Source organism: Arcanobacterium hippocoleae (genome assembly GCF_031456295.1).
GTDB classification, from domain to species: Bacteria; Actinomycetota; Actinomycetes; order Actinomycetales; family Actinomycetaceae; genus Arcanobacterium_A; species Arcanobacterium_A hippocoleae.
Genome location: NZ_JAVDUJ010000001.1, coordinates 2,005,869 through 2,020,305, shown reverse-complemented (window position 1 = coordinate 2,020,305; position 14,437 = coordinate 2,005,869). Strand labels below are relative to the sequence as shown.

Sequence of the window (14,437 nt, the reverse complement as noted above, 5' to 3'; positions counted from 1 at the left end):
GAAATTGGGCGAGAAGAATAACTTCACGCAACTCGTCGATGCGCTTCGTCCAATGATGAAAGGCACCCGCAAGCTTGGCGAGTTCACCGCATTCGTCATCGACCTGGGACTCGTACCAGCACCTGACACGGGTGATGAACGGACAGCTATCGAGCTGCGTGCCGTTTCCACGTGGAAGGGGTATGCGAACGGCTCGTATCCGATGAAGCCGGACTTTGCAGGTGAACTTGCTGGAAGGTGGGATGAAGAAGAATTCTCCTCGAACCTGCTCGACTGGTATCAAGAGCCCGTTCTCAATGAACTCGCCGACAGGTTGCACCATATCGATGCGAGAATCAACAAAGGCAATGTTGGACGTGGTCTCGGTGCGCTCATCCGCGAAGTCCTCGTCTCTATCCGCGACACCGCCCCGTCACCACTCGAGGTTTCGCTCAACCTGCCCACACCCGCCCCGCAGTCGGTTGCTCCGTATATTGATGAGAAAACCAACCGGCTGCGCCTTGGCGATCAATCAGTGGGGCTTCCACCGAAAAAGGACGTTCCCGAACATATTCAGCCCGACGAACTCATCTACGTCGCCGCCTTACTGCACGCCTACTGCGAAGGATTGCCCACCAGCAATCTAGAACCGGTGATTGACGATATTCCGCCACGCTGGTCGGCTCATTTCCAAGACCAACGCAAAGCGTTCTACAGCGCCGAATGGGTACGAGAAGCCTCATGGAGCTGTATCCATAACGGCAAGGCAATGTTCGACGAGTTCCTTGACAGCATGCACGCCGGAGTCACCGACACAAACCTGCGCACCTACCCAAACGGTGTCGAACGGCTCCTGGCCACCCTAGCCCAAGCTGTTCAAGTCCAACTCGATCGTCAGCGGCTCGATCAAATCATCACCCTTATCGACGTGTGGAGTCGTAAAGGCTCATGTCATGAACTGGCCGCACAAGGCAGATTGTCGTGGGTGGACGCATGAGACTTTCAGCCCTCGATACCAGCTTCGAAGCCGAGCTTCGCGCCCTGATCTTCCTATTCCTTCTCGACGAGCCAACCGACGTGGACTACTTGGCATGCCTTGACACGCTCACCGTCAATGCACACACCTTCGGTCTGGGCGAAACGAACGTGAACGGCACCCACCGGCTCGCCTCCGGCGAACTGAACGCCCGCACCAACCTCATGACCCAAGCCTTGCAGCACATGACCATCCAAGGGCTCGTCCACTACACCCAGGACAACGGGCATGGACGCTTCGTCATCAGTGACGAAGGCGCCACGCTGGTTAACCGGCTCAGCACCCAATACGCCACGGACTTTTTCAACGCCGCGCTGGAGACCATTGAGCGTGTCGACGACCAAGACACCAACACGCTCACATCATTCATTCTCACCGCAGCCACCCCAGGAGAGTCCCGATGAAACCAGGCTTTTGGATTACTCACATCACGGTGGCAGGACACCCCACCCGCGAAGACTCCCGCATCAACCTCACCGACGGCCTCAATATCGTGTGCGGGCCATCAAACACCGGAAAATCCTGGGTCTTGCAATCAATCGACTACATGTTCGGCGCGGCCACCAAGGATTTCGCCATCGACGAGCAGTCCGGATACACCGAAGTACGCATGGGGCTACGCACCCCGTTCGGACAACTAACGCTCACACGCCCAATCGGGCAAGGCCACACCATCGTCGACGTTACGAGCACCGACAAACGGATCCCATCAGGACAATACCGGCTCAACAAGACCAAAAACAGGGCGCTACTCAACTCCCTGTGGCTGCGCCTAGCAGGGTTCGAGAATCCTGATGAACTCAAGGTCATCAAGAACCAGAACTACGACGTTCAAAACCTAACATGGCGCACAGTTTCCCACGCGTTCTACGCTGACGAAGACAACATCACCAAGAAAGCCCCTATCCTCCTACCAGAGCAAAACACGGCACACACCGCCGCTAAATGCACGCTCGCAGCGTTCATCACCGACAAGGACTACGCCGCATACGCACGCGAGGAGAACAACGAAACCAAGAAGCTACGAAACAACGCGATCATCGACTACCTGACTCCAAAACCAGACGAGCTACGCCAACGCATCGATACCCTCGAAGCAGCCCTCGAAACCAGCAACCCCGACCAAGCCCAACGCACTATCGACGAACTATCTGCACAGGTCGCACACGTCAACACGCTCATTGAGAACGCTGCACGTGAAGGTGAACAGGTAGCCTCCCGGCTCCAAGAAATCCGTGACCAGTTAGCCGAATCTGGCGCGCTTCGGCATCGCTACGAAGAACTCGCGTCCTCCTACCAAGCCAAAATCGACCGTTTCGACTTCGTTCACGAAGGCCACGTGCTTACCAGTGCTATCCCCGCACCTGAATCGTGTCCCATCTGTGAGCAAACCCTGCCAGCAGACAAGACGCCTGCCGCGGCTGAACCTGATCCGCGCGAGCGGCAAAACCTTCTCACCAGGCTTGACGGGCTACGCCAGACGATCACCCAAATGGAAACCGAACACGCACCACTCGTTGCAGAAGAACAACAACTAGCCTTCCACTCCCGGCGCATTACAGAACACATTGAAAACCAGCTACGCCCGCAACTACATGCCCTCGCATCCAGCATTGCCGCCAACAATGCAGTCGTTGCGATGCAAACCGAACTGGAAGAACTCCGCGAGCGCAAAACAGCGATCGAGCAAGAAATCGCTGAGCGCCAAGCTAAGACGTTCCCCAAAGGTAATTTCAATGCCACCAATGAGTTCCCGGAATCGTTTTGGGAAAAGATGAGCGAAGGCTTGCTCGACACTCTTGGGGCGTGTGCGTTCCCGCGTCTTGACCGTGCAACGTTCTCGCGTGAACTGTTTGATGGCGTGGTCAACGGGAAAACGAAAAGCAAGCAAGGCAAGGGCTACCGTTCGTTCGTGAACACAGCGGTGCTGCTCACGCTGCGCGAATACTTCGCCTCAGAGGCTGCCATGCACAGCCCAGGTGTCCTCATGATCGACACTCCGCTCCTTGGTCTCGATGACCCGCAGCTCGATCCCGAGCTTCAAGAAGCCCGAGAGACCATCCCGATAGCCCTGTATGACTTCCTGACCGAGCGTCAAGATCTCGGTCAGATGATCATTGTCGACAACATCAAATACATGCCCGACATCACCAAACTGCAATCCCGTTGCAACCTGATTTACTTCACCAAACAAGAAAGTCACGGCCGCTACGGCTTCCTCGAAGACATCCACGACGAGGACATCATCGACACGGAGGAACCCGATGCCCAATAGCCCCACCTTCAGCTACAAACCCCTGTGGAAGCTCCTCATCGACCGTGACATGACCAAAACCCAGCTCCAAGAACTCGCAGGGCTCAGCCCAGCAACCATCGCCAAGCTCGGACGTGGAGGCAACGTCACCACGGATATTCTTCTACGGATTTGCGAAGCACTGGATTGCAACATCTCAGACATTTGCCAAGTTGAGCGCCGGGACTCAAGTACCTCTAACGAGACCCGAACTTGACTATCGCGAGCACGAGAGACAACATCTAGCCAACGAGAGGCAGATATGACAGACTTTAATCTTTTCCACAACGACGCCCTTGATGTCTACAGTCAATGGCAAACGCCCAACACTATTGTCAGCGACGGCGCGTACGGAGTTGGAGGCTTTCCAGGCGACCCTAGAACCCCAGACGGACTAGCTGATTGGTACAGACCTCACATCGAAGAATGGTCTAAGCGTTCCACTCTGGCGACCACATTGTGGTTTTGGAACACAGAAGTCGGCTGGGCAAATGCGCATCCCGTCCTCGATGAGAACGGCTGGCAATATGAGTTCACAAATATCTGGAATAAGGGCGTCGGGCAAGTAGCAGGTAACGTGAATTCCAAGACGATACGTCGCTTCCCTGTGGTAACAGAGGTATGTGTTTTCTACACCCGCAAGCCACTTATCTCGTCATCCGATAATAGTTCTGGGCATATTCATATGAAGGAATGGCTTCTGTCGGAGTGGAAGAGAACTGGTCTTCCCCAACGGCTAGCGAACGAAGCATGCGGAGTGAAAAACGCTGCCACTCGCAAGTACTTTGACCAAGGTTGGCTTTGGTACTACCCGCCAGTCGATGCAATGATGAAAATCGTTGCGTACGCAAACGAGCACGGCGATCCTGCTGGCCGCCCCTACTATTCACTGAATGGGGTATCTCCGGTCACCGCGGACGAGTGGGCGGGAACTAGATCTCCCTGGAACTACGAACATGGCATAACAAACGTTTGGGACAGGCCAAGTCTTAGAGGTAGAGAGCGTTATCGCGGAAGCCTCATTAAGTCTGCCCCGCGTGCAGGTAAGCCTACCCAAATGAGTGCGAGCCACCTGAACCAAAAACCGCTCGACCTGATGACACGTATCATCCAGGCAAGCACCAATCCCGGAGATACAGTTTGGGAACCGTTTGGAGGACTCTGTACCGCTTCCGTAGCAGCGCTTCAGCTAGGAAGACATCCGTGGGCCGCCGAAATCAACGATGATTTCTACCAAATGGCTAGTGAGCGCCTTCAGACTCTTCAGAAACCGATGTTTTAGGTTCTTCGACCTTCATCGAGTCGTAGAACTGCATGATGGTAGCTTCAGCCTTCTCCCGTTTCTTATCATTAGTGCTTGTAAGATCTGAGAACACAGTTTTCCAACTCGAAATCGTTTTGTCTAGGTACTTCAATTTCATGATCCGCCTTTTGAAGTCCTCGACATCTTTGTTTGCAACGCGATCAATTTTCGCAAAGTTCGTATCGAGGCGATATTCGAGGTCACGCATCAATTCTGTAGCCTCAGCTTGAGCCTCTTCAGAACACGGGTTCGACGTAGAAAACTCCCGATCCAAGGCCTCTTGGAGCAACTTCGGATCAGACTTCTCAACCTGTAATCTGTACCCATTTACGTTCGATTGCTGAAGATTTGCCGTCCGACTGCTTGTATCATTGGGCTCGATCGTCAGATAGTGCGGAGGTTTGTGATAATGACTATCGCGACTACGCGCCAATTCTTCACCAGAAACAATTAGCGTTCCGAGCACTTTAGGCTCACCAAAAACGAGATTGCTCATACACCAAGCAACGATCACGACATTGATATTTTGATCCAGAAGCAGATTCACAGATTCGCGGAAACGACCAGTAATCTCCGTGCTCAACACGAACCAAGCCTTGATCTCATACCCTGCCAAAATCTCTCTGGACGTGCTATCGACAAGCACCGCGTCTGGAAATCCGGGATCCTGCCGATGCCACTCAAACCCGTCAGATGCGGCTTCATTGAGAATAGAAGCAATTCGCTGCTCCATAAGATTTCCGACCATCGGGCTCAGTTTGCTGACGATCCGAGCGAGGAACGGCGCCTCATCAGCCTCAACGCTTTTTATCTCGATCGCATCCACATCGTCGCCAGCTAGCTCCTGTAGCGTGTCTTGGGCTATCTCTAGCTCGCGCTCAATCTCAGATGCTTCTACCATGACGAAATTCTATCAATCGAAGATGACCAAGCCTGTCTGGACACACGTGTCCCAGCCATGATCCCGCTAGCGTCTTCTGACGCCCCGTGAGCACTTTTGGCGCCTACCCATACTTTTGACGGTAGCCTGCTCTTTTTGACGCTCTCGGGCGCTCGGACCAGTAGACCACCCAACAGACACCAGATTCAGCTCCAATCGACCCTCCCCAGCGACCACTCTGTCACACCCAGAACGCAGAAAACCCCTAGGATTACGCGCTTGACTAGGCAAAGCATGTAACCCGAGGGGTTCTCAACTCACTCAAATCATTGTATCCAAGAGTGAGTACAAACGGTTGTCTGTACTCAACTTTGGCTACAAAGCCCAGGTGGGTGCATTTTTAGATCAGGTGGGTGCAAAATCTGGCTGGGTGGGTGCAGATTTCAGGTCGCATGCACCCACTTCCTGACCAGGGCTTTCAGCATTCATCAAGCTATTTACTGTGCGTCAGTTGAAGTCTGCGTCCATGCCAGTGTTCGATCAGCCATCGATCGTGACTCGCGATAATGAGCGTTCCTTCCCATGTTTGTAGAGTATCTTCTAGCGCTTGCATAGTATCGAGGTCGAGGTAGTTGGTCGACTCATCAATGATCAGAAGTGCAGGGTGGTTGGTTAATGCGATAGCAATCTGTGCTCGGCGCTGGTTTCCAGCAGACAGCTCCGCGATGGGACTAGACCACGTCGATGGGTGCAAGATTCCTTTGCCAATCGCTCCAATTCCATGTCGCCAGATGTCACTACCGAATCCGGGATCCTCTTCCACAGGCAGACGCTGAGGTACGTGACCGATGGAGCTATCTCGGGACAAGAACCCGCTTACGGTTGCGCCTGATGGTGGTTTGCCGGTGGCAATCCAGTTCAAAAGCGTGGTCTTTCCTGAACCGTTCGCGCCTGTGACTAACAGGTGCTCCCCTACTGAAAGATCGAGGTCTAGTGGTGTAAGTCGATGCGCCACGCCAGCTTGTCGTGCTGATACTGCGATTCCGGTAGTCAAGGGGCCTTGCCGGTGTGGGAACTCCAATTCGTAGTAGCGAGGTTTTCTTACTTCGCGCTCATCGAGCCGCTCTAGTCGCATATCGTCATTGCGTGTTCGCTTAACTGACGTTGATGCTGCTCGATCGGAGTAGAATTTCTTTGCTTTCCCTGAAGCGGTTTCGAGCCGGACCCCACCACGTGCGATCTTCATGCTCTCTTGACGATGCACTCGCAAGTGACGCTTCTGGGTTTGTTGTTCAGCGTGAATTTGATGGTGTTTGCTTCGCGCTGTCTCCTTTGCATTCAGGTAGTCCGAGTAGTTTCCGGCGTTACGGTGTAAACCCTGGACGCTCGTGTCACCTTGTGCCTTCGCAAGTTCGCGCCACACGGTGACGTCCATGTCATAAATGACGGTCGCAATGTTGTCGATAAAGGCTCGATCGTGACTGGCTAGGAGCACTGGCCCTGCCCAGTTCTTGATTGTGTTGGATAAGAAGTCGATTGCCGCGATATCGAGATGGTTGGTTGGCTCATCAAGAATCAGAACGTCGGGGTGTAAGAGTAACAGCGCTGCCAACCGTAAACGCGCGCGCTGGCCGGGAGACAATGATGACATGTCACGTTCCGACGACATGCCAATTCCAGCCAGTCCTAAACCAGCTAGTACTTCAGCGGCTCGGGCATCGAGGGACCATACGTCGTGTGCGGTCATTTCCGCTAGTACCCGGTCATATTCCGATTCCTGCGCCTTATCACCGTTGGCAAGGGAAACGGTGATCTGCTTAAAGCGCGCCGACAAGTCGTTGAGCGGTCCTAGGGCGACATCAAAGTACTTCGCTACTTGGCCTTCAAAACCATCAGGATCTGGCACGAGGTGATTTGCTGTGCAAGAAACAACCCTTCCTGAATCTGGTTGGAGGTCTCCCCTAATGATCTTAAGCAGAGTTGTCTTACCACAGCCATTTGGTCCGATGAGTACCGCTCGTTCCCCCTCGCCAACATGCAGGCTTACATGATCCAACACACGGTGAGAACCGTAAGAAAAAGAAATAGTGTCAAGGTTAATTGAAAGCATACTGATCTCCGGGACGTAGAAACTTCTGATACGTCTCAGCCAAGGCTGAGTGGAAATCACATGCTCATCGGAACGACAAACTCCTCAATATCTGATGTCTTAACACGGTCCTGACTTTGGAAGTCTATCAAAACTGACCGCCAACCTCCGGCCCATACGCACCTGTGGCCTCATCCTTAAACCTGACGCTGACGGCGCCTTCAGTGTCGACCATGGCATGGTCAACGAGTAGCGACCAGGCGTCGTCGCGGTACTCGAGCGGCGGGTTGGAGTCCAGGAAGTCGCAGATGGTGCGTGCTTGTTCGAGGCGTGCGTGCCGGTCGGTGATCTGTGATTTAAGGTCAGCGCGCTTAGTGCAGGCCTGATTGTAGCGGGCTTCAAGCTCGGCGTACTTCTGGTCGTACTCGTCTGGGTCGATCGCGGTCTGTACTGCGGTGAGAACCAGCTGGTCGATTAAGACTGTGATTTCCTCAACCTGCTGAGCAGCACGGTCACGTTGGGCTTCCAGCTCACTCGTGTCAAAAACTGTTGCTTCAAGGATTTCGAGCGCGTTGCGGGCACCGGTGTTTGACTTGACGCGCTCAGCGAGAGCTTCGACGAAGGCTTGCTCTAGTCGGTATCGGTGACGTGTGGTGTGGCGCATGGGGTCTTGCCGTGTCCGTATTTGTTGTTGCAGCGCCAGATGCGTCGTTCGTACTTGGTGTTCGAGTGCCAGGTCTTGCATCCGAAGATCCCCCGCAATCGGCGCAGTAGATCATTTTGGTGAGGGGGGGGGAGTGCGTGAGACGTAGCGGCCTGATCGTTGGCGTAGTTCGCTTTGGACGCGGTCCCCCATCCATACTTTTTGACGGTGGCCTGCACTTTTTGACACCCTCGGGCGCTCGGACAACCAGACCGACGTCTGGGCTCCCCAAAAGGGCCTCGCCCAGACTCCTCTAGCCCTGATGCGCACCCAACCCGAACGCAGAAAACCCCTCGTTTTCCACGTTCTACCAAGTAAAAAGCGGAACCCGAAGAGTTCTGTTCGCACTCACACTTTTGTATCCAAAGTTGAGTGGCAATGGTGGAGCCTACGAGAAGTGAACCGGTTTCTGCTTCACCTTGCCCGTCTTGCCTGTGAGCGCTCCGCGTTAGGTCTCTGCTCACCCTTATTGTCCTGTCGAACTTTTTCCAAAATAATGACGAGGAGTGCGTGTGTCTCCGGTCAGCAACGCCCTTTAACTGCTAAATCATCTGCATATAGCACTGGAGTCCATCGCTGCGGGAGGTCGAGTGTTACGGCCTCCCCAGTGATGAAAACTAGACCCAGCTGGTTGCTAGTAAGCACCATCCCGCCTTCGAGAATTTCAAGAAAATCAGGAAGGAACAACACCGCATCACCGCTACGCTCAAAACTACGCATACGGGCATGCAAAAACTGAGACGTAGCCACACACCCAATTTTACGCAGAACCCCCACTACTCCTTTGCGTAAATCCTGATGCCGCTCTGCGAGAATTTGCTGACTTTCGACCAGCTTGCGCTGCAGTATCTCCTGATAAATATGCGGAGTAACGCAGCTGCCACGTTTCTTGTGGTTTGTTGCGCACTCCCACACGTCCGCCCGGTGGGGTGTACCAGAATGCCAGGTCTTGTGACCGTACTTAGCGCCGCAATCTTCGCATTCAATTCGCCCGGAAAGCTGCCTACCAAAAGAACGTGGTTTGCCAAAGCCAAGTATTTTCCGGACTGCGCTGAAGACCTTAAGCTCGGCAGAAATAAAATCTTGAGCCGCCCTAAGCTCATCACAACTGATAACTCCTGCCACTGCAAGATTGTCGAGGTAAAAATTCGTTATCGAGTAATCCATGCGACGCTCTTGCGCTGAAATCTGCTGCTTCAATTCGTGCACCACCATCTACTTGGACTGATAATTGCTCAGTTACATACACGCTCTAAAACAGCCAAATATCCAGTCAGATCCCCGATAAGCATTACCTTTTAGCGACTCGGGAACATTTACGCGACTCTCTACGGTGGTGCGTTAAAGAGGTTCAAAGCCGCCAAGGTGGCGTCTCGTTTACAGAAGAGCTCAAACAGCTTACTGGCAGGAGGCGCGCGCTACACCCGGCTCTAAAGGTCTGCTTTCGAGTGCTGACAAGCGGAAACATGCCTTAATCCGCCAACATCGACACCACGGATATTGTATCCAAAGCAGCTGCTTGTGCGATCCAGCGTGCGATTCGGGATACTTTTCGGCGGCACTCATACTTTTCGGCGCAAGCCACACTTTTTGGCACTACCCCCTTAGAGCACTATTCGCGACCCGACCGAAGCACCCAAAACCTGCTCAGACACCCGCTTCCACGCCCGATCCGAACCATGCCAGAAGCACAACAAACCCCTCGAATTCCATGTTTTACCTAGTAAAACTCGGAACCGAGGGGTTCTGTTCGCACTCACGCTTTTGTATCAAAATGAGCGTCCTAGTGGTGGAGCATACGGGATTCGAACCCGTGACCTCTTCCATGCCATGGAAGCGCGCTACCAACTGCGCCAATGCCCCAAAGACTTTTTCATATTACCTAGATCAGCGCATTTTTCCCAATTCACATGCAAACTTTATAAGTGACACACATCATATTAAATAAAGTGAAAACAATTTTACAAATATTGAAATTACCCGTAAACTCATTTACGGACTCTTAGCTCAGTTGGTAGAGCACCTGGTTTACACCCAGGTTGTCATCGGTTCGAGTCCGGTAGGGTCCACGGATCCGAAAGGGTGGAAGTTATTCAACTTCCACCCTTTCGTATTTTGAAAAATATTCGTAAAATCGAATACGCCATCCAATACCAAGCACTTCGATCAACAAATTCAACAGAAAAATATGTACGTAGCAAACCAACACCGTCTCTCCGAAAATGATGCACTCGCCTACGCACGCAAAATTGGCAATGGCGAATTAATTTCACTTTTTGACGGAGAACTCCAAGCTACTCACATCCCCTTCATCATCGTCCAAGACACAGCCGCTACCAGCGAAGCACCAGCCACATACCATATCGAAACACACCTCTCACAGGTAAATCCGCAATGGCGCGGAACAAACGAAGGCCCCGCACTACTCGTCGTAAATATCGCAGACCAGCACGTTCCAGGGCACCTCCTCCCGCGAGAACAAAAATTTGCACGGCTTCCGCAAGCCCCCACATGGAACTATCTCACCGTACATATCAGAGGCCACTTTACAGCCATTCACGATACCGACTGGAAGCTTGCCCACCTTGATCGATTCGTAAAACATTTCGAACCAGAATGGCGCCCCGCAACTCACTCAAACTACGAACGCTTAAATCATGCACTACCAGCGCTCATCGGGATCAAAATGCAGGTAGAACAAGTGATTGGGAAAGCAAAACTGCATCAACAACTCGCCTCGACCGAAATCTCTCTACTCGCTGAAAAACTTCACCACATCGAGAAATCCAACAGCATTCCACAATTAATGCAAGACATTGCCGCCCCTTGGGCCAGGGAACGCGAAGCACGCGTAGCACTAGCACGAGATAAGAAAACACTGCCGATAATCCCAGCGAAAAACGACAGTAAAAATCACAAATAACAAATATTTTTCGTATTTTATGAAACAGTGTGGGTGCTACACGAAATAAACTTCCGTATAGCACCCACACTTATTCTCAGCACTGATTCCAAAATTAAAACAGCACCCATACAGTACAACTAACTACCAGACCACCAACGCCGCACAGCCTAGCGATCTGCAGCCGTTTTACGCATTGCGTCGCCGCAGCATCACGCCAATTGCCAGCACCAGCAAAGCAACTAACGTTAGCTCTACCGCCCCGCTGCCGGTAGCGGCAAGTACAACTGTTCGCGCATCCTTATCCGCAGAATCTTGCAAAGCCAATTTCCGATTCAACTCAGAATTCACTACAGACGGTACAGCCGGATTCCCAATCTGCGGCAGAATCTGTTCACGCAATTCCTTCCCGGCGTTTACCTTGCCAACGAGAGAACTGCCAGTACCCATGCCAGTTCCACCAGCAGAACCACTCGTAGAGTCGCTAGATGTGCCATCTGCAGTATCAGCAGCCGCTCCCCCAGCAGCCCCACCCGGCTCAGGTTGTGCAGCGCTTTCAGACTTCTTAAACCGCAGCCCAACCTTGATCGGATCATGATCAGAAGAACGATACGGCGTCAAATCAAACAGCTTTTCATACGCCACATTGTAGTTATAACGCGAATACTCAAATGCCAGCGGCTCCATCGCATTCACACTCCACACTTGCGCCCCACTAGCCAATTCCGCTGCTTTCGCATTTGCCAGTGCATGATCAAGCGAACCGACCAAGCCACTAAATTGATATGACGGCGCAAGCGGCCCATACTTTTCTGCCAGATTCGTGAAACCTGCCTTTTCAATCGCCAATACTGGATCTTCTTTCGAATAAGAATTCAAATCACCAATAATAAATACGGCATCCTGAGCAAAGTTTTTCCCAACCCAATCTACCAAGACCTGAGCTTGCGCTGTGCGCAGTTTATTATTATTCCCTTGATACACATCAGTATCATCAGCGATCTTCTTTGAGAGCGACCCTTTCGACTTAAAGTGGTTCACCACCACTACAAATTCGTTTTCACTCACTGCAGCATCATTCACCTGAAACTTTTGCGCCAATGGCTGACGTGCCACTTTCGCAAAAATCGGATCAATGAGAATCTGTGAACTACCTACCGGAGTCACCAAAGCTGGCTGATAAATAAACGCAAGACGAATCACGTCTTCATTACCAGGGATCTGCTCCGGCGCTGGAGAAGGCACCACCGCCCATTTCTCACTGCCAGCAGCCTGATTCAAAGCCTGCACCAGCAGCTTCAACGACGCATCTCGCTCATGCCCAAATTGCGCCGCATTTTCAATTTCTTCCAAACCAAGCACCGAAGCATCTAGCGCATTGATCGCCGCCACGATTTTCGCCTGCTGCCGTCCAAAAGCTTCCTCACTATACGCGCCGCGCACCTGGCAATCCTTCGCCGTCACCGGCTGCCCGTCTTTGTCGTTATACGCTTTACATTTTGCCTGATTTACGCCAAGATCTGTGAAATAATTCAGCACATTAAAACTTGCCAGACTAATTTCGCCAGCGAGCTTCCCAGGCGCTGCCGGACGCTGATTATTACGCAATTCAATATGTTCAAAGGAATGGTTATACCCACCGTTACCGTCAGCATTCGCCGCAGCCACTACCGGCTCGGTCGGTTGCAGATTCCACTGGAAGCGATGCTCCACGATCATTGGTTTCTGAAACACCACTTGCGCACCGACTCGCAGCGGATTATTCACATCGAGATAAGATACCGGAATATTATTGTATTTCTTATTCGTAAAATCGCGTGAAAGACCATCATCAAGCGTAATCAACTTTGCAGCATTCTCTTTCGCGATCTGCTCTACACGTGCCAAATCCGTTGTTGGATTAGCAATATCTGAAGGCTGCGGAAGCGGCTTTAAGCCAGCTGCAAGCCCAATTGAGCCATACCGGTTCGTCGCATAATTATTAGTGACGGTGTAATCACCAGTAATTTGCACAAGCATCCCCTCAAGCTTTTCACGCTCTGCATCACCAGCTGGCACTTGTGTTAAGTGTAATGGCTTCACTGTAAGCGAGCCTTTATCCAGTACTTTCCATACTGGCCTAGTAATTTGCGTAATAGTTTGCTCTGGCTGCTTTTTAGCATCTGGCGCATATTCCGCCACCGTACCAGTAACTTCCACCAAATCACCGATCTTTACCGCCTGTGCCATCTGTGAGCCATAGACAAAGATCCCTTCAGAAGCTTCAGGAACCGCAACCGGCGCACCCGCAGTCTGAATATACACGCCATTAAAACCGCCGCTTGGATAAGCTGCCGTCACAATTCCACGTGTCTTCACTTGCTTCCCAACCAGCGGTGAAGTATCTGAAGTACCCTGAATTTCATTGATTGCAACTTCATGAATCTGCTCTGCCGTTCCACTGGCACTTCCAGCTGAGCCAGCGGTTTCGCTGCTCCCAGTTCCAGAATTTCCATTTGCATTATCCGGTTGCGTTGTACCAGCGGAATTTGCCGCCACTGCGCTTGCCTTACCATGCATTGGCGAAGGCGTGCGAACAGTGAAATCCTGCGCATTATTATCACTATCTGCGCCAGCAGTTGTACGTTCAAAGGATTTTGTGGTGCTAGCTTTTTCGCCCGTTTCAGCGTTACCTTCAACAATTCCGGCCTTTCCCCAGCTGAAGGCATCAACCACGTTCGCCAAGTTCACTGTATTCGCCGGATTTTCAAGAGTTTGCGTATCGGCTACTTTGAATAGTACAACGGTTCCGTCTTTCGCAGCCAGATTAAGCTTTCCATTCGCTCCCGCAGTCAGCTCTTGATAGCCGGGTTTATCACTTTTACCAGTAATTAGATAGTAGCTATTTGGCGCGATTTCCCCGCTCAAAGCAATCCGATTTGCGGCTTTAGTGCCTTTTTGCGAAAAATACTGTAATGACCAACCTTGCAAAGAAATTGGCTGTGTAGTCGGATTATAAAGCTCTACATAGTCAACGTATTGATTCCCCTTATTTCCACCATACGTATAGACTTCGTTGATTACGACGTGATCCCCAGTTTGACTCGCAAAAACGAGTGGAGATATTGAAATGAATGCTAAAGATGTAACTGCAGCTGTTGCTGTAACTCGTTTCCGCATCATATTCCTTCCGATAAGTACAATGAGGCATTACCCCTGCGAGAATAAAATATCTCAAAAGACTATCGGTTTGGTGAAAATTAAGTAAACAAT

The 14,437-nt window shown here is 51.8% G+C and carries 11 protein-coding genes and 2 tRNA genes; 7 read left to right on the top strand and 6 right to left on the bottom strand.

Annotated features, from left to right (window positions below; genetic code table 11):
• The first annotated feature begins 4 nt into the window (after nucleotides 1-4).
• Genes J2S36_RS08520 through J2S36_RS08500 form a run of 5 tightly spaced genes read left to right on the top strand, consistent with a single transcriptional unit; the run spans nucleotide 5 to nucleotide 4,590 of the window.
• Nucleotides 5-976: an ABC-three component system protein gene (locus J2S36_RS08520; protein WP_309954326.1), complete on the top strand. Its 972-nt coding sequence runs from the start codon at nucleotides 5-7 to the stop codon at nucleotides 974-976.
• Nucleotides 973-1,419, top strand: a complete 447-nt coding sequence (locus J2S36_RS08515; protein ID WP_309954324.1) for an ABC-three component system middle component 2 — start codon at nucleotides 973-975, stop codon at nucleotides 1,417-1,419. The genes J2S36_RS08520 and J2S36_RS08515 overlap by 4 nt, the downstream gene beginning before the upstream one ends.
• Complete coding sequence (locus tag J2S36_RS08510; protein ID WP_309954322.1) at nucleotides 1,416-3,290, top strand: hypothetical protein; 1,875 nt, start codon at nucleotides 1,416-1,418, stop codon at nucleotides 3,288-3,290. Before J2S36_RS08515 ends, J2S36_RS08510 begins: the two co-directional genes overlap by 4 nt.
• Nucleotides 3,280-3,525 (top strand): helix-turn-helix domain-containing protein, encoded by a 246-nt coding sequence (locus J2S36_RS08505; RefSeq protein ID WP_309954319.1) that lies wholly within the window; start codon nucleotides 3,280-3,282, stop codon nucleotides 3,523-3,525. The genes J2S36_RS08510 and J2S36_RS08505 overlap by 11 nt, the downstream gene beginning before the upstream one ends.
• A 45-nt stretch (nucleotides 3,526-3,570) precedes the next feature.
• On the top strand, nucleotides 3,571-4,590 hold the full coding sequence (locus J2S36_RS08500) for a DNA methyltransferase (protein WP_309954317.1): 1,020 nt from the start codon (nucleotides 3,571-3,573) through the stop codon (nucleotides 4,588-4,590).
• Here the strand turns inward: J2S36_RS08500 and J2S36_RS08495 are convergent.
• The 5 genes from J2S36_RS08495 to J2S36_RS08475 all read right to left on the bottom strand — a co-directional run bounded on the left by J2S36_RS08495 (nucleotide 4,550) and on the right by J2S36_RS08475 (nucleotide 10,146).
• Nucleotides 4,550-5,512 carry a hypothetical protein gene (locus tag J2S36_RS08495; protein WP_309954315.1) on the bottom strand — a complete coding sequence of 321 codons (963 nt, stop codon included), beginning with the start codon at nucleotides 5,510-5,512 and terminating at the stop codon, nucleotides 4,550-4,552. The two genes, J2S36_RS08500 and J2S36_RS08495, sit on opposite strands and share 41 nt — an antisense overlap.
• 472 nt (nucleotides 5,513-5,984) lie before the next feature.
• Nucleotides 5,985-7,601 carry an ATP-binding cassette domain-containing protein gene (locus J2S36_RS08490; protein ID WP_309954314.1) on the bottom strand — a complete coding sequence of 539 codons (1,617 nt, stop codon included), beginning with the start codon at nucleotides 7,599-7,601 and terminating at the stop codon, nucleotides 5,985-5,987.
• A gap of 127 nt (nucleotides 7,602-7,728) precedes the next feature.
• Nucleotides 7,729-8,325 (bottom strand): hypothetical protein, encoded by a 597-nt coding sequence (locus J2S36_RS08485; RefSeq protein WP_309954312.1) that lies wholly within the window; start codon nucleotides 8,323-8,325, stop codon nucleotides 7,729-7,731.
• A 480-nt stretch (nucleotides 8,326-8,805) separates the two neighbouring features.
• Nucleotides 8,806-9,483 (bottom strand): recombinase zinc ribbon domain-containing protein, encoded by a 678-nt coding sequence (locus J2S36_RS08480; protein WP_309954311.1) that lies wholly within the window; start codon nucleotides 9,481-9,483, stop codon nucleotides 8,806-8,808.
• 587 nt (nucleotides 9,484-10,070) lie between these two features.
• Nucleotides 10,071-10,146 (bottom strand) — tRNA-Ala (locus J2S36_RS08475).
• A 133-nt stretch (nucleotides 10,147-10,279) separates the two neighbouring features.
• On the opposite strand from J2S36_RS08475, the gene J2S36_RS08470 reads away from it, so the two are divergent.
• Nucleotides 10,280-10,352, top strand: a tRNA-Val gene (locus tag J2S36_RS08470).
• A 119-nt stretch (nucleotides 10,353-10,471) separates the two neighbouring features.
• Nucleotides 10,472-11,206 (top strand): FMN-binding negative transcriptional regulator, encoded by a 735-nt coding sequence (locus J2S36_RS08465; protein WP_309957412.1) that lies wholly within the window; start codon nucleotides 10,472-10,474, stop codon nucleotides 11,204-11,206.
• 168 nt (nucleotides 11,207-11,374) lie between these two features.
• On the opposite strand, the gene J2S36_RS08460 is transcribed toward J2S36_RS08465, so the two are convergent.
• Nucleotides 11,375-14,347 (bottom strand): ExeM/NucH family extracellular endonuclease, encoded by a 2,973-nt coding sequence (locus J2S36_RS08460; RefSeq protein WP_309957410.1) that lies wholly within the window; start codon nucleotides 14,345-14,347, stop codon nucleotides 11,375-11,377.
• Nucleotides 14,348-14,437 lie beyond the last annotated feature (90 nt).